General features: G+C 33.6%; 18 protein-coding genes. 4 read left to right on the forward strand and 14 right to left on the reverse strand.

Annotated elements, in window-relative coordinates:
• Nucleotides 1–46: 46 nt before the first annotated feature.
• The gene (locus ACVCZW_RS15790) at nucleotides 47–1,738 is read right to left on the reverse strand and encodes an ABC transporter ATP-binding protein (protein ID WP_452232865.1); all 1,692 of its coding nucleotides are present in this window, start codon (nucleotides 1,736–1,738) and stop codon (nucleotides 47–49) included.
• A 166-nt stretch (nucleotides 1,739–1,904) separates the two neighbouring features.
• Between ACVCZW_RS15790 and ACVCZW_RS15795 the strand changes: the two genes are divergently transcribed.
• Nucleotides 1,905–4,784, forward strand: a complete 2,880-nt coding sequence (locus ACVCZW_RS15795) for a GEVED domain-containing protein (RefSeq protein ID WP_452232866.1) — start codon at nucleotides 1,905–1,907, stop codon at nucleotides 4,782–4,784.
• 349 nt (nucleotides 4,785–5,133) lie between these two features.
• Here the strand turns inward: ACVCZW_RS15795 and ACVCZW_RS15800 are convergent, their stop codons facing one another.
• From ACVCZW_RS15800 to ACVCZW_RS15815, 4 genes are read right to left on the reverse strand one after another with little or no spacing between them, the layout of a single operon-like run.
• A complete protein-coding gene (locus ACVCZW_RS15800; RefSeq protein WP_452230652.1) occupies nucleotides 5,134–5,847 on the reverse strand; it encodes a 3'-5' exonuclease in 714 nt (237 codons plus the stop codon).
• Between the two features lie 50 nt (nucleotides 5,848–5,897).
• A complete protein-coding gene (locus ACVCZW_RS15805) occupies nucleotides 5,898–7,049 on the reverse strand; it encodes a serine hydrolase domain-containing protein (protein ID WP_452230653.1) in 1,152 nt (383 codons plus the stop codon).
• A gap of 58 nt (nucleotides 7,050–7,107) precedes the next feature.
• Nucleotides 7,108–7,581: a methylated-DNA--[protein]-cysteine S-methyltransferase gene (locus ACVCZW_RS15810; RefSeq protein ID WP_452230654.1), complete on the reverse strand. Its 474-nt coding sequence runs from the start codon at nucleotides 7,579–7,581 to the stop codon at nucleotides 7,108–7,110.
• A gap of 2 nt (nucleotides 7,582–7,583) precedes the next feature.
• Entirely contained in the window at nucleotides 7,584–8,699 is a 1,116-nt protein-coding gene (locus tag ACVCZW_RS15815; protein ID WP_452230655.1) for a CNNM domain-containing protein, read from the reverse strand.
• A gap of 450 nt (nucleotides 8,700–9,149) precedes the next feature.
• On the opposite strand from ACVCZW_RS15815, the gene ACVCZW_RS15820 reads away from it, so the two are divergent.
• Nucleotides 9,150–9,599, forward strand: coding sequence for a hypothetical protein (locus tag ACVCZW_RS15820; protein ID WP_452232867.1), 450 nt, complete (start codon nucleotides 9,150–9,152; stop codon nucleotides 9,597–9,599).
• Nucleotides 9,600–9,604: 5 nt separating this feature from the next.
• Nucleotides 9,605–10,816: a hypothetical protein gene (locus ACVCZW_RS15825; RefSeq protein ID WP_452232868.1), complete on the forward strand. Its 1,212-nt coding sequence runs from the start codon at nucleotides 9,605–9,607 to the stop codon at nucleotides 10,814–10,816.
• 54 nt (nucleotides 10,817–10,870) lie between these two features.
• Here ACVCZW_RS15825 and hemB read toward each other — a convergent pair whose 3' ends face one another.
• A complete protein-coding gene (gene hemB, locus ACVCZW_RS15830; RefSeq protein ID WP_452232869.1) occupies nucleotides 10,871–11,860 on the reverse strand; it encodes a porphobilinogen synthase in 990 nt (329 codons plus the stop codon).
• A 72-nt stretch (nucleotides 11,861–11,932) separates the two neighbouring features.
• On the opposite strand from hemB, the gene ACVCZW_RS15835 reads away from it, so the two are divergent.
• Entirely contained in the window at nucleotides 11,933–14,569 is a 2,637-nt protein-coding gene (locus ACVCZW_RS15835) for a DEAD/DEAH box helicase family protein (RefSeq protein WP_452232870.1), read from the forward strand.
• Between the two features lie 4 nt (nucleotides 14,570–14,573).
• On the opposite strand, the gene ACVCZW_RS15840 is transcribed toward ACVCZW_RS15835, so the two are convergent.
• The 8 genes from ACVCZW_RS15840 to hemA all read right to left on the reverse strand — a co-directional run bounded on the left by ACVCZW_RS15840 (nucleotide 14,574) and on the right by hemA (nucleotide 21,991).
• Complete coding sequence (locus ACVCZW_RS15840) at nucleotides 14,574–14,963, reverse strand: YchJ family protein (RefSeq protein ID WP_452232871.1); 390 nt, start codon at nucleotides 14,961–14,963, stop codon at nucleotides 14,574–14,576.
• A gap of 96 nt (nucleotides 14,964–15,059) precedes the next feature.
• Nucleotides 15,060–15,962 (reverse strand): oxygen-dependent coproporphyrinogen oxidase, encoded by a 903-nt coding sequence (hemF, locus tag ACVCZW_RS15845; protein ID WP_452232872.1) that lies wholly within the window; start codon nucleotides 15,960–15,962, stop codon nucleotides 15,060–15,062.
• A gap of 73 nt (nucleotides 15,963–16,035) precedes the next feature.
• A complete protein-coding gene (locus tag ACVCZW_RS15850; protein WP_452232873.1) occupies nucleotides 16,036–16,581 on the reverse strand; it encodes a GNAT family N-acetyltransferase in 546 nt (181 codons plus the stop codon).
• Complete coding sequence (locus tag ACVCZW_RS15855) at nucleotides 16,581–17,348, reverse strand: EI24 domain-containing protein (protein ID WP_452230664.1); 768 nt, start codon at nucleotides 17,346–17,348, stop codon at nucleotides 16,581–16,583. Before ACVCZW_RS15855 ends, ACVCZW_RS15850 begins: the two co-directional genes overlap by 1 nt.
• 260 nt (nucleotides 17,349–17,608) lie before the next feature.
• Nucleotides 17,609–18,637, reverse strand: a complete 1,029-nt coding sequence (gene hemE, locus ACVCZW_RS15860) for a uroporphyrinogen decarboxylase (RefSeq protein ID WP_452230665.1) — start codon at nucleotides 18,635–18,637, stop codon at nucleotides 17,609–17,611.
• A 43-nt stretch (nucleotides 18,638–18,680) separates the two neighbouring features.
• The gene (locus tag ACVCZW_RS15865) at nucleotides 18,681–19,037 is read right to left on the reverse strand and encodes a four helix bundle protein (RefSeq protein WP_452230666.1); all 357 of its coding nucleotides are present in this window, start codon (nucleotides 19,035–19,037) and stop codon (nucleotides 18,681–18,683) included.
• Between the two features lie 115 nt (nucleotides 19,038–19,152).
• Nucleotides 19,153–20,736 (reverse strand): hydroxymethylbilane synthase, encoded by a 1,584-nt coding sequence (gene hemC, locus ACVCZW_RS15870; protein WP_452232874.1) that lies wholly within the window; start codon nucleotides 20,734–20,736, stop codon nucleotides 19,153–19,155.
• Nucleotides 20,729–21,991, reverse strand: coding sequence for a glutamyl-tRNA reductase (gene hemA / locus ACVCZW_RS15875; protein ID WP_452230668.1), 1,263 nt, complete (start codon nucleotides 21,989–21,991; stop codon nucleotides 20,729–20,731). The genes hemC and hemA overlap by 8 nt, the downstream gene beginning before the upstream one ends.
• Nucleotides 21,992–22,013: the final 22 nt, after the last annotated feature.

A 22,013-nucleotide genomic window follows, 5' to 3' on the forward strand; every position in this document is an offset into this window, starting at 1 on the left:
CAAATTTATGGCGAGCTTATTATATTTAACAAAAAAAGTATTCATGCTATAACCCTTTGGGTATAGCGTGAATTAACTTTTTTGTGTATTCCTTTTTCGGATTGTTATAAATTACATCTGCATCATCTAACTCTTCAATTTTACCAGCATTCATTACTAGCAATTGATCTGCCATATATTTTACCACAGCCAAATCGTGTGAGATAAAAATATAGGTAAAACCAAAATCTGCTTTTAATTCATTCAATAAATTTAATACTTGCGCTTGCACAGAAATATCTAAAGCAGAAACAGATTCATCACAAATAATAAGTTTTGGTTGCAAAGCAATAGTTCTAGCTATTCCAATACGTTGTCTTTGTCCGCCAGAAAATGCATGTGGATATCTGTTAAATGCATCCGCATCCAAACCAACTCTATGTAAGATTTCTAGAACTTTTTCTTTTCTCTCAGTATACGTGTTATATAGATGATGCACTTTCATTGGTTCTAAAATAGCATTACCAACCGTTAGTCTTGGGTTTAAGGATGCATAAGGATCTTGAAAAATAATTTGAATGTCTTTTCTAAGCACTCGCATTTCTGCAGCAGAAATTTTAGTGATATCTTGCCCTTTATATAAAATATTTCCAGCTGTAGCTTTATCTAATTGTAAAATAGCTTTACCAAGCGTAGATTTTCCACAACCAGATTCGCCAACCAATCCTAAGGTTTCGCCTTCATATAATTTAAAACTCACATCGTTTACCGCTTTAAAACCCTCCGTTTTATGAAACCAACCAGAAGTGCTAAAATATTCTTTTTCCAAATTTATAACCTCTAATAAGGGAGGCTTACTATAAATAGCTTCATGATGTTTTTTCCTTTCTTCCGTAGTTATTATTTCTTTCGATGTGGTTTCTTGTAGATAATCTTGAATAGTAGGTAGTGTTTTTAGTCTGGTGTTTAAAGAAGGTCTAGAACTTATAAGAGCTTTGGTATAATTGTTTTCCGGATTTTTAAATATTTGTTCTATGCTGCCTTGTTCTACAATATTACCTTGATACATGACTAATGCGCGATGTGCAATTTCAGATATTAAAGAAAGGTCATGTGTAATAAAAAGAATACTCATTTTGGTTTTTGCTTGCAATTCTTTTAAAAGTAGAATTATATCTTTTTGTACTGTGACATCTAGAGCAGTTGTGGGTTCGTCTGCAATTAAAATCTCCGGTTCACAAGCAATAGCCATGGCAATCATAACCCGTTGCATTTGTCCGCCAGATATTTCATGCGGGTACTTATTATATGTGGTTTCAGGAATAGGAAGCTTTACTTGTTCAAAAAGCGAAATCACATGCGCTTTGGCTTTGGTTTTAGTTAAACTAGTGTGTTGTAAAACAATTTCAAGAACTTGTTTTCCACAAGTCATAGAGGGATTTAGAGAACTCATTGGTTCTTGAAAAATAATAGATATTTTTTTTCCTCTTATTTTCTGAAACCCTTTTGCGTCTAATTTTGTTAGATCTTCGTTTTTATATAAAATGCTTCCGTTGGTGATTTTGGATATGTTTTTTGGTAATAATCCTAATATTGCCAATGTAGAAACAGATTTTCCAGAACCAGATTCACCAACAATGCCTAATATTTCATTTTCATTTAAATGATAAGAAATATTGTGGATAATTTCTTTTTCTTCCTTTTTATTATAGAAGGAAATAGAAAGGTTTTTAATAGCAAGTATTTTGTTTTTTAACATGGTTAAAAATAGCTTTTTTAGTCAGAAAAATTACGGGAAAACCGTAAAATATAGCTGTTTTTTTACAAAAAAAATGTATTTCGTCGAAAAGCTATTAATTATTTATTTTTTTAAATCAAAAACACTACTTTCATCAGAATATTAACCAAAAAATTATAACATTCGCATGAAAAAGAACTTTACATTATCAATTATGTGTTTTTTGATGGTTGTCTCCATTTTCGCTCAAGATCGAAGATGTGCTACTATGGAAAACCTGGAATATAGAAAGCAATTGGATCCGCAATTGGAACAGCGAATGACGGAAATAGAAAATTTTACGCAAGCAAAAATCCAAGCATTAGAAAATAATAGTAGTGCATATCGAGTAGATGGGAGTATCATTACCATTCCAGTAGTAGTACATGTGTTATATAGAAATAGCACAGAAAATATTAGTGAAGCACAAATACAGTCACAAATAGATGTTTTAAATGAAGATTTTAGACGTACTAATTCAGATGCGAACAGTACTTGGTCACAAGCCGCAGATACACAAATAGAATTTTGTTTGTCTACAGTAGATCCTAACGGAAATGCTACAACAGGTATTACTAGAAAATCAACTACACGTCAAGATTGGGGTGCAAATGATGAAGCTAAAAGTGCTTCTTCAGGAGGAATAGATCCTTGGAATACTTCGGAGTATTTAAACATGTGGATTGTTCCAAAAATGACAACAACTTCTGGAGGACAAACAATTAACCTTTTAGGTTATGCGCAATTCCCAGGAGGTTCAGCTGCGACTGATGGTTTAGTAATGATTTACAATGCTTTTGGTACAACAGGAGCTGTTACTTCTCCTTATGATGGAGGTAGAACTACGACGCATGAAATAGGACATTATTTTAATCTTCGTCATATTTGGGGAGATTCTAATTGTGGTAATGATTTTGTAAGTGATACACCAACACATCAAACTTCAAACTATGGTTGTCCAACGGGTCAAACTTCTTGTTCTTCAACAGATATGGTGGAGAATTATATGGATTATACCAATGACTCGTGTATGAACTTATTCACACAAGGACAAAAAACAAGAATGCGCGCTGTGTTAGAGGCAGGAGGAGCAAGACGTACTTTAGCATTATCTGATAAATGTGGAGCAACAGGAACTACACCAACATGTACCGATGGTATTCAAAATGGGGATGAAACAGGAATAGATTGTGGAGGTTCTTCTTGTGCACCATGTCAAACTGGAACCCAATATTGCGATTCGCAAGGAAATAATTCAAATGATGAATATATTTCTAGAGTGCAAGTAGGTACTATTAACAATGCTTCTGGAGCGCAATTATATTCCGATTTCACAAGTGTTTCTACAGATTTAGATACAGGTTCAAGTTATACCTTAACAGTAACACCTACATGGACGGGATCTACTTATAGCGAAGGGTATGCAGCATGGATAGATTATAATGATGATGGTGATTTTACAGATGCTGGAGAACAAATATTCTCTAAAGCTGCTTCATCAGTAACACCAGCAAGTGGGACTTTTACAGTACCAACAGGAACTGCAAGTGGCGACAAGAGAATGCGTGTTTCCATGAAATATAATGGTCTACCAACTTCTTGCGAAGCTTTCTCTTATGGAGAAGTAGAAGATTATACGGTAAATATTACTGCAGGAGTAGCAGATTCGGTGAAGCCAGTTATTTCTTTAACAGGAAGTGCAACCATTAATTTAACCGTTGGAGACACTTATACAGAATTGGGTGCTACAGCTACAGATAATATAGATGGAAACTTGACTTCTAGTATTGTAGTAACAGGAACTGTAAATACAAATACTGCAGGAACCTATACAAGAAACTATAATGTTAGTGATGCAGCAGGTAATGCAGCAAACCAAGTATCTAGATCTATAGTGGTAAGCCCAGCAAGTACGACAGGTTGTTCTGGAGCTATTAGCTCTTTCCCATATAATCAAGGTTTTGAATCTAGTTTTGGATCTTGGACACAAAGTAGCGGTGACGATTTTAATTGGACAAGAAAATCTGGAGCAACTCCTTCTAGTAACACAGGTCCAACTAGTGCATCAGAAGGTTCTCAATATATTTTTATGGAATCTTCTTCGCCTAACAATTCTACTAAAAGAGCCATTTTAAATTCTCCTTGTTTTGATTTAAACGGAGAAACGCAAGCTACATTCGCTTTTGCATATCATATGTATGGTGCTTCTGCAATGGGAAGTTTAGCTTTAGAAGCAAGTAGTAATAACGGAAGCTCTTGGACAAGTGTTTGGAGTAAATCTGGAAATCAAGGAAATGCTTGGGAAACAGCATCTGTAGATTTATCTGGGTATGTAGGAGCAACAGTTCAATTACGTTTTAATGGCGTTACAGGAACTACTTGGCAAGGCGATATGGCAGTAGATGCAGTAAGCTTATCTACAAGTGGTGGATCTTCAGGTAGTAGTACAGACGTTACCTTATCTATTACTTTTGATAATTATCCAGAAGAAACATCTTGGACAATAACAGATGACTCTAATAGTGTTGTAGCATCTGGAGGAACATACGCAAGTCAAGCCGATGGTTCTACATTAAATATTAATGAAACCTTACCAGCAGGATGTTATTCTTTTACAATTAGTGATGTTTACGGAGACGGTATTTGCTGTTCATACGGAAATGGATCTTATTCTTTAACCGGCGGAGGAACGGTATTAGTAAGCGGAAGTTCTTTTACGAACTCTGAAACCACAACATTTTGTGTTGGAGGTGCATCAAGTTCCGCTTCTAATTATTTTACTGCATCTACAGTGAATACTTTAGATAATCCGTTTACATTGTATCCTAACCCGGCTAAGCAAACGCTTAATGTGCGTTTAGTAGGATTAGAAGCACAAAGTTTCGAGATTAAAAACCTGTTAGGACAAACGGTGATTAATGGAAGATATACCAACACGATTAATGTGTCTAAATTGCAACAAGGTATGTATATTTTGCAATTAAATATTGGGGAGAAAACGAAGGTTAAAAAGTTTATTAAACAATAAACAAGTAATCCCCAAGAATTAGTTTTTTTAAAGTCCAGAGTGAAAGCTCTGGGCTTTTTTTATATCCTTCCTTGAGGAAGGTGGCTCGAAGAGACGGAAGGTGTTTTTGTTCCTTGAGGAAGGTGGCTCGAAGAGACGGAAGATGTTTTTGTTTTTTGAAAAAGATGTTTTTGTTTTTGGGCAAATTTTTTTGAAGGAAAAAAATCAGGCTGTCACTACTCAATCTTTTTTTTAGCTCTTTCCTATAGGAAGATCTTTCGAAGAAATAGAAACTATTATACTTTATTTAGAGAGGTATCAAAACTAAAAAAAAGGATTTCAAACAAACCGTTCCATCCTTTTTGCAATACTAAATATGAACAATCTCATTGTCATGAAGTAGCGCATCCCCACGAAGTCTTAAAAATATTTGAGCAACAGCAATGGTATCTTTTTCGCAGTAAACAACAATCCGGTCTATTTCCTTTTCTTGATAATATACACGATATACTTCGCTACCATCAATATCATCCTTTGGTGAAGGAATTCCTAAAACATTAGTCAGTAGCTTTAAAGAAGTATAGTTTTTATAGTCACCAAACTTCCAAAGTTCCAGCGTATCTAAATGCGGAACTTCCCAAGGTTTTTTGCCAAATAAATTTAGTTTGTATGGTAATTCTATGTTGTGAATAATCATACGTCTTGCGATATACGGAAAGTCAAATTCTTTACCATTATGTGCGCACAATAAATGTTTATTCTGACTAAAATGGGAAAGCAGTAGGTTTTTAAAGTCTTTTAAAAGTTTAGGTTCCTCACCATAAAAAGAGGTAACTCTAAAAGTTCTTATATCGTTTTGAATAGCAAAATAGCCAACCGAAATACATATTATTTTACCAAATTCTGCCCAAATTCCTGCACGATCATAAAATTCTTCCGCAGTAAATTCTTCCTTCCTTTGGTAACGTGATTTGGCATCCCAAAGTTCTTGTTTGGTTTTATCTAATTCCGAAAACTTCTCTGTTTCCGGAACCGTTTCAATATCTAAAAATAAAATGTCTTCTAAATGGAGTTTGCTAATCATATTTGCTTTTAGTCTTTCGATTATGCTTCAGATAAACTCCAGCAATAATCTTAGTTATTCATCATCTTATACGCTTCTTCTATGTATAAAGAAATATCTTTGGTATACGCTCCAATTCCAGCATCCGGCGATTTTTGGTGTCCTAAACGCACAATAATCACATTGTCTTCTGGTTGTACAATTACGTACTGCCCCAAGTGGCCACGCATCATGAAAAAATCTTTTTCGTTTTGGGTTTTTAACCACCAACCATATCCATATTCTGGACTTGCAGGAAAACGAGGTTTTAAAGATTTCGCTACAAAAGCAGAATCTAATACTTGTTTCCCATTCCATTTTCCATGGTCTTTATATAGTTTTCCAAAACGCGCAAAGTCTTTGGCGTTACTTGCAATGCAGCAATATGCTTTTACTAAATCATGGTCTTCACTGTCTACTTGCCAAAGGGTTGGGTTTTCGCTACCTAATGGTTTCCAAAAGCTTTCTGTTAAGTAATTGTATGCTTTCTTCCCTGTCGCTTTTTCTATTACCATGGCTAACATTTGTGTGTCTCCACTTGCATATTTAAAGGCTTGTCCTGGTTTTGTAACGACTTTTAAACCATTCATTACCTTGGCAAGATCGTCATCAAAATACGCACGTGTGGTTATAGATAGTGGGGAATAATATGCTTCATCCCAATTGGTTCCAGATGCCATACTACTTAAATCTCCAACCGTCATTTTTGCTGCATCTCCATCGCAGAATTCAGGTAGAAAGTCACAAACAGGTTGGTCTAAGCTTTCTATATAACCTTCCATAATAGCTTTTCCCATTAAACCAGAAACATAGCTTTTTGCCATAGAAAAAGAATTAGATTTTGAGTCTTTGTTATAGCCATCGTAATAATTCTCAAACCAAACACTATCATTTTTAATAATAACATAAGCAATGGTTCCCCAATCTTTATTGGCCTTTTGCAACGTTTCCGTTTCTGTTACTTTGTTATACATTTTATGATTTGGCCAAAGTTGCGGTGTCCCGTTTTCTATAACTTGGTTATCAAATTTCTTATAATCGTCTAAAAAAGCAGTAGTATAACCTTGCATATAAATGGTACGAACCGCTTTTATTAAGTAGTCTGTATCTGTAATATAAAGGGTTGCAATTAGTAATGCAAAAAGGATAGCAAGTACTTTAATTAGTTTTTTTATTATTTTCATAAGGTAATATAATTATTAAATATAGAATATTTTCTCTGATTAAAAAATTTAGAAGGAATTAAAAAAGACTTTCTTGTTTGTAATGGCTTTCATGTTCTAAAAGCCATTGTTTGCGCTGTAACCCTCCAGCGTAACCCGTTAGTGAGCCATCACTACCAATTACACGATGACAAGGAACGGCAATCCATAGTGGGTTTTTGCCATTGGCATTTGCTACTGCGCGAATGGCTTTAACATCACCAAGTTGTTGCGATAGCTTCAAATAGGAGGTGGTTTTACCAAAGGGAATAGTTAACAATTCTTTCCAAACACGTTTTTGAAAATCGGTACCTTGAGCGTTGGTTTTAAAGCTGAATTGCTGCCGTTCTCTGTTAAAATATTCTTGCAGTTGTATAGCACATTCTTCTAGTTCTTGCGGAATAATATCGGTTACTTTTTCATCCGAATTTAAAACAATAATGGATGCAATACCATCTATGTCACCTGTTATTTTGGTGAAACCTAAAGGGGTTTTGATAGTGCATTCTTCCATTGTTATTCTGGGTTGTTTTCGTCTATGATACCAAGTTTTTTAGCACGTGCTTCCCAACTTTTTCTTGCCAGACTTTGAAGATCACTTACGTTGTCACTTTCGTCCATGATTTCCATACCTAAAAGGGTTTCTATAACGTCTTCCATAGTTACAATTCCGCTTACGCTTCCGTACTCATCCACCACTAAGGCCATGTGGTTTCTAGTTTCTACTAGTTTTTCAAATAGCGTAGGTATTGGTAGGTTTCTTTCTACAATTATGATATCTCTTTTTAATTCGATTAACTTTTTAGAGCCATTTCCTAAAGCCATTTCTTTAAAAATTTCGTCTTTTAAAACGAGTCCTTTTATGTTGTCTTCTGTTTCCGAATACACCGGAATTCTAGAAAAACGAAGGTTCATATTTCTATTAAAAAAATCTTCTACTGTGGTATTTTCGTTCTCCGATTTCATAACGGTTCGAGGCGTCATCACATTTTTTGCAAATACCTCTTTAAAGGTTAAAAGGTTTTTAATGATTTTACTTTCATTACCTTCAAATACACCTTCTTCGTGAGCCATATCAGCCATAACCAAAAAGCCTTCTCTACTTAAAACACTTCCATGTCCTTTGCCTCCAATAAGTTTTGTAGTAAGTTGTAATAGCCATAATAAACCTGTCCATTTAAGTGGGAATATTAAAACTTTTAGCGCTGTTGTAGTAAAATTAGCTAAGCTTTTCCAGTAGGTAGCACCAACAGTTTTTGGTATAATTTCTGAAGCTACTAATATTAAAATCGTCATTATTGAAGAAACGACTCCAACCATTAAATCTTCTGTAAACTCGATACCAAATATGGATTTTGTTTGACTACCATAAAGTTCTACATAAGCTACTTTTGCTTGTACACCAACTAAAATAGCACCTACTGTATGCGCTATTGTGTTTAAGGTTAAAATAGCAATTAATGGTCTGTCTACATCCTTTTTTAGTAATTCTAATTCGGTTGCAAATGCTTTCCCTTCTTGTTTTTTTAGGTTAATAAATGTTGGTGTAACACTTAAAAGAACGGCTTCTAAAATAGAACATAAAAAAGAAAAAAATATTGAAATAAATGCGTAAAATAGGAGTACTCCCATAGTTGGTTTTAGATTTTTGTTTTGGCTAATTTACAAAATCCTATTTATATTAATAGACTTCAAGATAATAGGTTGTTTAACCTTTTGAAATTGCGATGAAAAGTAAATTTATTCGTGTAATTTATAGGTGAGTTTACTTTAATGGTTGCTTTGTTTCTATAAATAGTATTAATTATCCTTTTTGTTGTCACTTAAATAATGTCGCGTATTTTACATCTAGCATAAAGTGAAGTTGAGGTAGTTGACTAATAAATAGCTAGGTAAAAAAAATACTGTACTATTTTTTTGTAAATTAGTACCAATATACCTTTTATTGGGTATGGTATTCTTTCCCTATAGTACTTAGTTTAGTAGCATCATTTAAAGACAAAGTTATGTTCCATTACTTAATGAGAACATGGCAGATATAATAGACTTAAAACAAGTAGTACACAAAAAACAAAATAAATTATGGAGCTTTTTGAAACCTTTTACAATAATCAAAAGATCACCATCAAAATTACGGATGTGGAAACGATTGGAAAACAAATTGGACCTACCGTGTTTGCTCTTAAAAATAAGAGTGACCCTACTGATTTTGAAATACTGGATAATGACTCCAATTCTTCAGCTTTCTCAAAAGAGCAGGCAGAAAAATATACAATATTAGCTGCTAAATTTGTTTTTATTGTAGATATGAATCAAGAATCAAACAAGGAGAAAGTTAAGGAAAGAACCCTTATTCGATATAGTATTTATGATCAAGATAATCGTAAAACGTATTATTCTACTCTTGTGGATTTTGACAATGAATTCAAAGATGTTTCTGCTGAACAGTTTTCAGTGGAAAAGAATATCGAAATTGTATTAAGTAAGGATCATAAGAATAACCATAGAGAATTCGTAAAATCATTGAATTAATTATTATGAAAAGAGTTTTTATATTTTTACTTACACTTAGTGCATTAATTGTAAATGCCCAAGAAGAAAACGAACCCTCTGTTAACGATTTTAATTTCGAGAGTACTGCAAACCCCGCATTTACACTCATTGAAGAGTCACCAACAGCCATTAATACACCAGATAATATTAAAAGCTTAGGTCTTTATATGACTAATGGGTTTTCTAATGGCAATATTGCTTTAGAGACCAATCCATATTGGTTCATTCCAAATACTAAGGATAAATCTTACGAAAATTATCGTGGAATAAAGAAAAATAGAAATGGGGAATATATTATTGATCCTTTCAAGGCATTACAAACCAATACTTCTTTATCGATAGCTTATGTCAGTAAAGAGTTTCAAGGATTTGAAGAAGAAAAAAAGGTTGGAGCAATTGGTTTGAGAACTACATTAGTACAATTGTTTAGTAGAAAACAAGTTGATAAAATTGTTAATATTTTAAGTGATACCGGAAAGCCATATTCTAATGACGCACTTAATAAGTACAATGGTACCTTGGTTTTTTCGAATGACATTGTAACGAGAGAAATGGCTGACGAGTATGTTAAGAATAAAACAATACCTCAAAGCTATATGGATACTGCCAATAAGTTCTTAAGCCAAAATCCAGAATATAAGTTAATTTATGCAGATGGTAAAAGTTTAGCCACAGCGTACTTTAATGACATAACAGATAGAATTGTAAAATTTTATTATAATCCTAAAAACATAAAACCTATTTTACGAATAGATGGTGCTGTTGCATATAGTTTACTGTTTAAAGAAAATCAATTTAATAGTAATACAGCAAAGCGTTTAGGAGGTTGGATTACACTTGATTTGGCGCTTCCATTTAATGATAAAAACTACTTCCATTTATATGCTATCAGTAGATATATGGATAATGGATTTAATATAGATGCTACATTGCGTTATTTTGATACCAGTTTTTGGGACATTGGAGGGAAGCTTGAATTGGAACTAGGGAAGTTCAATTTGTCATATGAATATTTACAACGTGATGGTGACGATGAACAATATAGATCTGTGGGTAATATCACGTATCAAATCAATAAAAAAATGAGCCTAACAGGAGGTTTTGGTAAAGATTTTCCGATAGGCGATAATAACCTAGTTACTGTAATTGGTATAAATTGGGCATTAACCTCCGGAGAGTCAATATCTTCTAAATAAAATAATTCAAAAAGGATCAATTGTGGTATTCCGCAATTGATCCTTTTAGTTATTTTAAGACAACAACTTCACCACATCCTTAGCAAAGTAACTAGCAATGATATCTGCTCCAGCACGTTTGATTGCAGTAATTTGCTCCATCATAACCGCATCATGATCTAACCAACCTTTTTCGGCAGCAGCTTTAAGCATTGCGTATTCACCAGAAACTTGATACACAGCAACAGGAACGTCGACTTCATTTTTAATTTCGCGAACAATATCTAAATAGCATAAACCTGGTTTTATCATTACTATATCTGCACCTTCATCAATATCCATTTCCGTTTCGCGTAATGCTTCAAAACGGTTGGCATAATCCATTTGATACGATTTTTTGTCTTTTGGAATGTCTTGAGAATCTACAGGAGCAGAGTCTAATGCATCTCGAAAAGGACCATAAAAAGCAGATGCATATTTAGCAGAATAACTCATGATTCCTGCATCGGTATAACCTTCATCTTCAAAAGCTTCGCGAATAGATAAAATACGACCATCCATCATATCACTAGGAGCTACAAAATCTGCTCCAGCTTCAATATGAGAAACACTCATTTCTGTTAATACATCTACACTTTCGTCGTTAATTACTTTTCCGTTTTCAATAATACCATCGTGACCATAAATAGAATATGGATCCAGTGCAACATCTGTCATTACTAACATTTCCGGACAAACATCTTTTACTGTTTTTATGGCACGTTGCATTAATCCGTCAGGGTTTACCGCTTCGGTTCCTTTATTGTCTTTTAAATTATCTGGTACTTTCACAAAAAGTAAAACCGATTTTAATCCCAATTTCCAAAGTTCTTTTACTTCCGCTTGTAATAAATCTAAGCTGAAACGGTAGTAATTAGGCATCGATGCAATTTCTTCTTTAATGCCTTTTCCTTCCACTATAAAAAGCGGTACTAAAAAATCATTTGGTGAGATAATGGTTTCTCTAACTAAGCTTCTAATTGCTTCGTTGGTTCTTAATCGTCTATTTCTCTTAATTGGATACATAATTTTTGTGTAAAATTCGGGATAATGTTTACTTTTATCAAATACAAAGTTAATCAATAATCCGTATTTATATTGAGCAAAGCATGGTCTAGTTTAGAATTTATTTTTCCGTGGAGAAGTTATCAAGCCAAGCTTTTAAAAAACTTTGAGACGCATATTCTAGATCGTCATTTTCATGTTATTGCGCCGCCAGGTTCTGGAAAAACTATTTTGGGTATTGAAATAATGAGAAAACTAGGAAAGAAAACACTAGTTCTCGCGCCAACCCTTACTATTAGAAACCAATGGGAAAATAGGTTACAGTCTTTTTTTACTAAAAACAAGGATTTTAAATCGTTCTCTTTTGATGTAAAATTCCCTAGCGATATTACTTTTATTACCTATCAATCTTTGCATGCTTTTTATAAATCCTTTGAAGATAAAAACGACTACCTTAATTTTTTTAAAAAGCATCATATTGAAACGCTAGTTTTAGACGAAGCGCACCATTTAAAAAACGCATGGTGGAAATGTTTATTCGAATTAAAAAACAGTACTCCTTTTTTTGTGGTTGCTTTAACAGCAACGCCTCCTTATGATAGTGATAGGACTGAGGTTTCTAAATATTTTAGCCTTTGCGGAGAAATAGATGATGAAATTGCAGTTCCCGATTTAGTAAAAGAAACTGATTTATGTCCACATCAAGATTTTGTGTATTTCTCCAAACCGGAAGATTTAGAGATTCATTTAATTTATGAATACCGACAGAAAATAGCTGGTTTTAAAGATGAATTACTACAAGACGAAACCTTTATTTCATTTATTAAAGAACATCGTTTTTATAAAAATACAGAAGATTGTTTAGATGAATTATATAGCAATACCGAATATTTTTCGGCAATGCTTATTTTTTTAAATGCCTGCGGAATACCTATTGATGATTCTAAATTAAAGACTTTAGGATTTCATAAAAAGGAAACTATAAATTTTCCGGAGTTGTATTTAGACTGGTTAGAAATTTTGTTTCAAAACCTGTTAGTAAAAGATCGAGAACAGTTAATTGCAAGTGAAGCATACCTTTTAAGTTTAGAGAAAGCGCTAAGAAGATTACATGTTTTTGATAAAAATAGAGTGCACTTTTTAGGAGAAGAATTATTGTATAAATCGCTAATTAGTAGTCCGAGTAAACTTAAAAGTATTATCACCATTGTGAATGCCGAAAGTAAGAGTTTACAAGCCGATTTAAGGTGTGTGGTTTTAACAGATTATATTAGAAAGGAATTTTTAACCACTCCAGAAAGCGATCTTAATACGATTAATAAAATTGGTGTTATTCCTATTTTCCAGCAATTGCGTTGTCGCTTTTCTAAAAAGGAAGATGTAGCAGTATTAACCGGCAGTTTGGTTATTATTCATCAATCTATAATACCTGCTTTTTGCGCTATAGAAAGGGAAGTACATTTTTCATTTATACCTTTAGAAGTCGATGATGCATTTGTAATTGTTTCCGCTAAAACAAAAACTAAAAATAGTATAGTAAGTATAATAACCACTCTTTTTGAAAACGGAAAGATTAAAGTATTGGTTGGTACAAAATCCTTATTAGGCGAAGGTTGGGATGCGCCATCTATTAATAGTTTAATTCTAGCATCGTTTATAGGTTCGTTTGTGTCTTCTAATCAAATGCGTGGAAGAGCCATTAGAAAAAACCCTAAAAAGTTAAATAAAACCGGAAACATTTGGCATTTAGCTTGTGTAGATCGTACAGCGATAAATGGAGGTAAAGATGTCGATACTTTAAGACGACGTTTTGAAGCGTTTGTTGGAGTTGCAAATAGCGATATTCCTTATATTTCTAATGGAATGGATCGTTTAAATATACCAGAAAAATTTACAGATATAGATTTAGAAAGCTTAAATATAGCAACTTTAAAACGTGCTACAGATAGAGAATGTATTGCCAAAAAATGGAAAAACTCCATTGGCAACGGAACCAAGTTAAGTAAAGAAGTTAAGATTTTTAATTTAAGCGAACTGCCTTTTAAAAAGCAGAAACAAGTGTACTATTTTGATGTGGTCCGGTTTTTTACAATCGAATTATTTTTTTCTATCTTATTGTTCTATTTCGAGTTTATTATTAAAGGGTTTAATGTGATTTTACAACGTGGCGTCACCTATTTTATATATTCCTTTTTAGCTTTTTTTGTGCTCTCTTTCGGGCTTAAACTCTATAAGGCTATCACTTTATATATTCGTTATGGTTACTTGTATAAAAGTATTCAGAAAATGGGAGAAACCATATTAGATTCCTTGTATGATTTAGGACATCTAACAACTAGTAGAGAAGCTGTTTTTGTAACATCGAGTCGTGTTACTAGTGGCGATGTTGTTTGCAATTTAGTAGGAAGTAATACTTATGAAAATGCATTGTTCTCTTCCGCTTTATGCGAATTATTAGATGCTATAGATTCGCCAAGATATTTAATAATTAAAACTAGTTTTTTTAGAAGAACATTAGATATTGAAAATTTTTATCCTGTTCCGGAAATCTTTGGAGATAGAAAAGAGAATGCTATTATTTTTCAAAAAAATTGGAGTAAAAATATTGGTAGAAACAAGTTGTTTTACACGAGACATTTGAAAGGCAGAAGATTGCTTTTAAAAGCTAGATTATTTCATGTATATAATGCCTTTAAAAAAACATCTAAAGAAGTTACTATCTGGAAATAGTTATTTAGTTTTTGGCATATCCAACGTAATACCATTGGTTGTTTTCTTTTATAAAAGTAGATTTTTCATGAATAATATCTGTGTTTCCATTTTCATTAAAATACGCATTAAAAGTTACTGTTCCTTCCGCATCCTTTTCTAAGCCTTTGGTAGTTTCTTGTACTTCTAGTTTTATCCACGCTACAGATTTCGCCCATTTTACAATTGCTTTTTTTTCGGATATGGGTCTTGTGGATAGATGATGCGTTTCCATTAAATAATCACCATTTGCTACTACAAATGCGCTATATCTAGAACGCATGAGTTGTTCTGCTGTTTCCGTTTTTCCATGGTTTAAATGAAACACTTCGCAGCACGCTTTGTAGGTTTTGTTATTTCCGCAGTAGCAATTCATGGTTTTGCCTTTAAACCTGCAAGGTTTTTGAAACCTTGCAGGAATGTTTATTTATATATACCCTGCGAGGTCTTTAAGACCTTTTAGGTGTTTCAATTATACCCAATCTTTCGGGTTTTGTAATACTTCAATTAATCGTTCTTCTTCGCTACCCGATTCTGGATGATGATCATAAACCCATTGCACATGCGGCGGAAGACTCATTAAAATACTTTCAATACGTCCATTGGTTTTTAATCCGAAAAGGGTTCCTTTATCATGTACTAAATTGAATTCTACATAGCGTCCACGACGAATTTCTTGCCAATCGCGTTGTTCTTTTGTGTATGCTAAATCTTTTCTTTTTTCAGCAATAGGAACATAGGCTTCTAGGAAACTATCTCCAACTTCGGTAACATAATCATACCAGTTTTGCATGCTCATATCGTCGGAAGCTTTGCAATAATCGAAGAATAAACCACCAATACCACGACCTTCATTTCTGTGTGCATTGTAAAAATATTCGTCACAACGCGCTTTGTATTTTGGGTAAAATTCTGGATTGTGCTTGTCGCAAGCCGTTTTACAAGTCTGATGAAAGTGTGTTGCATCTTCATCAAATAAGTAGTAAGGCGTTAGGTCTTGTCCGCCACCAAACCATTGGTCTACAATATTTCCTTCTTTATCATACATTTCAAAATAACGCCAATTTGCATGTACTGTTGGAACCATTGGGTTTGTAGGATGTAATACGAGGCTTAATCCACAAGCGAAAAAATCGGCATCTTCTACGCCAAAATACTTTTGCATCGAGTCTGGTAATTTGCCATGAACACCAGAAATATTAACACCTCCTTTTTCAAAAACGTTTCCATTTTCAATGACACGTGTTCTTCCGCCACCACCTTCTGGTCGTTTCCAAATATCTTCTTGAAATTTTGCTTTTCCGTCAACTGCTTCTAGACCAGCTGTAATCCTGTCTTGTAAATCTTGTATGTATTGGTAGAATTTGTCTTTCATTTTACTGTCAAATATGTTAAGGTTATTTGATGAGGTATCCGTGCCTATTGTTTACTGCAGACCTACAACGTTTTTAAAACCTGCTAGGTCTATGCAATTCGTATAATTCCATGTCTAACGGACTCTCATTAGTTGGAGTAAATTCTTTTTCTAACGTTTTTTGCCAAACAAAACCATTGTTTAAAGCGACGTTTACACTTGGTAAATTATCTTTGTGTACTATAATTTGAAGCGTTTCTAATTCTAAATGCTTAAAAGCATATTCGGATAAAGTTTTTACAGCATTAGTAATTACTTTTTTTCCTTTAAAAGGATAACCAATACAATAAGCAAATTCGCCTTGTTTTATAGTCCAATCTAATGCTTTGATGTAGACTAAGCCAACCAAAGTATGGGATTCTTTTTCTTTTATAGTGAATAAATATTCTTCGTTTTTTTGAAACTGTTTTACTTTTTTTTCTACAAAAAGCTTGGCTAAATTTGGTGTTAAGCTGTCTGCTAAAGTTCCTGGAAAATAACGTTTCAGCCTATCTTGGTTAGCGACCATAAAATCGCAAACTTTCCAAGCGTCTTTTTCTTGGATTTTATCGATATAGAAATTGCTAAACGTTACTATCATTATTGTTGTATTGCTGTATTAGATAGTTTCTTTTCGGCTTCTATTAAGGTTACTGTATTTAAAGACGCGGCAGTGACAGATAGTGGCAAAACGAAAATAATACCAAATACTGGAATTAATAAAAAGAGCATAAATACAATACCATTTCCTATGGCAATACCTCTATTTTTTCTAATAAACTGAATGCTTTCTCGATATTTAAAATGTCTTTCTAAAGTATAATCCATGTTACCAAAACCTGCATAATAGGCTTGAAGAAAGAATAATAATACGGTGGAGAATATATTTACTACGGGAATAAATTTAAGTAATAATAACGGAATGGTAAATAGAAGTTCTTTGGCTAAGTTTCTAATATTGATACGTATTCCTCGCCATAATTGTTCTTTAAAGGAGGTTTGACGATGTGTGTGGTTTTCAACGCCTGTAAGATATGCTTCAATTTTTTCGGAAACGGGACTCATAAATGGCGCAGAAAGTGCCATGATAATGTGTTTGTAGACAATTAAACCTATTGCTAAAACTGCGATTCCGCCAATCACTGTGGAAATAGAAGTGAAGGTTTCTTTTCCCCATTCCCAAAACCAAATTTTCGCGATAAAATTACCAACATTATCGGATAAACCATAGGCAGTAATACCTATTATGGTTGCGGTTACTAAACTTATAATTATTGGTATGAAAAAGAATTTCCACAGTTTTAATTTAGAAATTAGTGCGAAACTTCCTGTGTATGCTTTTATGCCTTGAAGTATATTTTTAACCATAGTCTTTTTTTTAAAACCAAGCCTCGCGTTAGCGATTGAAGCATTTGTTGAAGCTCTTTTTTTTGCTATTGAAAGCAAATAAAAAGCGACTGCTGAAAGCGCGACCTACTTTTTTATAGCTATTTGTTGCAATTAACAACGAAATGTTACTTAAAAAAGTGGGTAACGCCCAAATTATTACTATTCTAAACCCTTTTCTAATGAAAGGAAACGTAAATGTTTAATCTTTTTGCCGGAGCAGATTCTTCTCTTAGGGAAGATTAAGATGGGCTTTTATACTCTTTTACAGCATCTATAAAGGCTTTGGCATTTTCTAACGGAATGTTGGGTAGAATACCGTGACCTAGATTTACAATATATTTGTCTTTACCAAATTCGTTAATCATTTGGTGTACCATTTTCTTGATTTCTGCAGGAGGTGAAAATAATCGCGTAGGATCAAAATTACCTTGAAGCGTAATGTTTCCACCAGTAAGATAACGAGCGTTTCTGGCAGAACATGTCCAGTCAATTCCTAAAGCTGCAGCTCCAGATTTTGCCATTTCATCAAGAGCAAACCAACATCCTTTTCCAAATGCGATAACCGGAGTTTCGTCTTTTAAAGCATCGATTATTTGCTGAATATATTGCCAAGAAAATTCTTGATAATCTACAGGAGAAAGCATGCCTCCCCAAGAATCGAATACTTGAACAGCGTTTACACCTGCTTTTACTTTTTCTTTTAAATAGGCAATGGTGGTGTCTGTAATTTTTTGAAGCAATTGATGTGCAGCAACCGGATTGGTAAAGCAAAATTCTTTGGCTTTATCAAAGTTTTTAGAGCCTTGTCCTTGTACACAATAGCAAAGGATGGTCCAAGGCGAACCAGCAAAACCTATTAACGGAATATCGTCATTTAGTTTTTCTTTGGTCATTTTTATAGCTTCGTAAACGTAGCTTAAACTTTCTTTTACGTCTGGAACGATTACCGTATCGACATCTTTTTGTGAGCGAATAGGATTTGGTAAATAGGGACCAAAATTAGGTTTCATTTGAACCTCAATATTCATTGCTTGTGGAATTACCAAAATATCACAAAATAAAATAGCAGCATCCATTCCAAATCTTCGGATGGGTTGCACTGTAATTTCACTTGCTAATTCTGGCGTTTGACAACGTGTAAAGAAATCATACTTTGCTTTGATTTCCATGAATTCTGGAAGGTAACGTCCTGCTTGACGCATCATCCAAACTGGTGGACGCTCTACTATTTCTCCTTTTAATGCTCTTAAAAATAAATCGTTTTTCATAACTGGCTTTTAGCTGCTAGCCCCTAGCTTTTAGCTTTGGTCTTTAGCTATTCTTAATTGTGTTTATTAATCCATTTATCATTTTGCCCTCTGTTTCTATAAGTTCAAAAATGGATTTTAAATCTTCTGGTTTGATGAATTTTAATTCTTTTATTATAATTAATTGCGTATCTACTTCAAAAAGAGAACCCATCGCAATTTCAAGAAATCGTTTGAATTCAAGTTCACTGTTTCTACTACAACCTTCAGCAATATTTGAAGGAATGGAAATCGCTGCTCTTGTAATCTGAGACTTTAATCCAAATTTTTCAGTTGCAGGTAATTGCGCTGTTAAAACATATATTTGTTTTACTAATTCAATTCCTTGCTCCCAAATTTTTAGATTCTTATAATTTCTCATTTTATATATTTAGCCTTTAGCCTTTAGCCTTTAGCCTTTGCTAATATTTTTTATTTATAACAGTGAACCTAAAGGCTAAGAGCCAACAGCCAAAAGCTATTTTCACTACAGTGAGCTAAATATAATGCTCATTCACCAATTGGATTACACTTTCTACAGTGGGAACCTTAGCTATACGGATATCTTTAAAGTGTTTTTTAGCTTCTTGTGCCGTAGTTTCTCCAATACAAAAGGCAATCATATTTTCGGAAACATTATTTTCTTGCTTAAAACTTTGTACTGTGGATGGACTATAAAATAAAACAGCTTCTACAGTATCAGCAAGTTTTACCGCATCTAATTTGGTTTGGTATGCTTCAATTTCGTGAACGGTAATATTGTTTTCGGTTAAAATAGTTGGAAGCGCGTCTAAACGCAAGTCACTACAGAAATAAGTAACTTCGGTTCCTTCTATGTAATCTACTAAATAGTCTGCAAGTTTTTTAGCGTTAGGTTCGGTATGTTTTACTTCGCCAATACGTTTTTCTACCAAACGTTTTGTTCTACGACCAACACAGTAAATATTTTGAAATTGTAGCTCGATTGCAGAAAAGTTTTGGAGTAATGCTTCCACGGCATTTTTACTTGTAATCACCACGTTTTGAATAGGATTTCTAACCACTTGTGGTTTTAATCTATTGGTGCTTATTTTTACAAAGTCGGAACTTTCTACACCAAGATTTTCGTTTACTAATAAACGTTGATCTTCTGTAAATGATTTTGTAGAATATACGGTAGTTGGTTTGCTAGATTCTTGTGAAGAATCCATTAAACGTTTCCCGCCTTTTTCTATTACGTAATTGGCACACCATTCTGCCATATCATGGTGCTCACCTAATGTTTTTACACGTTGTACGGTTATTTTTTTACTTCCGTTAGGGCTTAATAAAACACCATCAAAATGTATTTCTTCTTCTTTAATATAACATAATGCGCCAATTGGAGCAGAACATCCACCTTCTAAACGATTTAAAAACTCACGCTCAATTTGCGTACAAGTTTGTGTTTCTTCATCATTAATTTCGCTTAAAATAGCTCTTGTTTCTTCATCTTCCTCTAGAGCAACAATCACTATTGCACCTTGTCCTGCTGCTGGAATCATCCATTCTAAATTCACAGCGGTTTCCGGACGTAATTCTAAACGACCAATTCCTGCTGCTGCAAAAATAGCGGCATCAAAATGTTCTGTGTCGTCTAATTTTTGCAAACGTGTGTTTACATTACCACGAATATCTTCGATGGTGTGTGTTGGGTAACGGTTTAACCATTGTGCTTTTCTACGTAAACTACTAGTTGCAATTACGGCTTTACGCGCTCCCAAAAACTCTTCTGTTGTTTTATACACTAAAGTATCTCGTACGTTACCACGTTTTAAAACAGCGGCTTGAACAATACCTTTTGGTAAAAGTGTAGGTACATCTTTTAAAGAATGTACTGCAATATCTATATCGCCATTTAGCATCGCAATATCTAGGGTCTTAGTAAAAATCCCGGTTATTCCTAATTCGTATAGCGGTTTGTTTAGTTGCAAGTCTCCTGTAGATTTTACAGGAACTAATTGTACTTTGTGACCAAGATGTTCTAATTGGCTTTTTACGATTTTTGCTTGGTATAATGCAAGTTCGCTATCGCGAGTACCAATTCTAATTGTTTTAGACATTTGTTGTGGATGTTTCTAATTGAAACACTTTTTTTATGAGTTCTAGACTTTCGTCTGTAGATATAGCATCATCTTTTAAGTGATGTGCAAAATGATTTGTTATTTTTTGAATAATATTATTGCTAATTAATTCCGCTTGTTCTTCGTTAAAATTGTTTAATTTTTTACGTTGCGTATCTAATTCCGCAACTTTAAAATCATTTAATTTTAGCTTTAGCGCTTTAATAGTTGGTGCAAACTTTCTAGTTTCTAACCAAGCGTTAAAGTCGGCTTTAACTTCTTCAATAATTATTTCTGCTAGCGGGATGTCTAGTTTGCGCTTTTCTAAAGTATCGTCGGTTATTTTAGATAAATGATCTAAATGTACTAAAGTGATGTTCTCTAGTTCATTTACATTTTCATTTACGTTTTTAGGAATGGATAAGTCTAGAATTAAAAGCGGCTTTTTGTTTTGTATAATATGTTTATCTACCGTTGGCATTTGTGCTCCAGTAGCAACAATTAAAATATCGGAAGCTTGAATTTCTTCTTGTAAATTGCTGTAATCTTTAACTACAAGGTTAAATTTTCCAGCAATAGCTTCGGCTTTATCTTTGGTTCTGTTAATTAAAGTGATTTGTTCGTTTTGCGAATGTTTCACTAAGTTTTCACACGTATTTCTTCCAATTTTTCCGGTTCCGAAAAGAAGAATATTTTTTTGCGAAACATTTTCCACTTCATTCAAAATATATTGTACCGATGCAAAGGAAACAGAAGTTGCTCCTGTAGAGATGCTTGTTTCGGTTTTAATACGCTTGCTTGCTTGAATTACTGCATTTACTAAACGCTCTGAAAAGTGATTTAATAAACCTTCTTTTTTAGCTTGTGAAGCAGCATGCTTTAACTGACCAATAATTTCGAAATCCCCTAAAATCTGACTATCTAATCCAGAGCCAACTCTAAACATGTGAGAAATAGCATCTTTATTTTTAAAAACAAATGCTACTTGTTGAAACTCTTCAACAGTACCTTTTGTATTGTCACAAAGTAATTTTATAAGTTGAAATGGGTGTTGTGCGAAACCGTAAATTTCGGTTCGGTTACATGTAGAAGTTACCACAAGGCTTTCTACACCTTCTTGTTTTGCTTGTTCTAGTAACTTTATTTTAGATTCTGAGTCTAAACTAAAATGCCCACGAATTTCGGCATCTGCTTTTTTATAGCTGAGACCAATTGCGTAAAATGAATTGCCTTTAGAAATATTGTATTGCTCCATTACCTGATTTGGATATTACCAG

Source organism: Lacinutrix sp. MEBiC02595 (genome assembly GCF_053601555.1).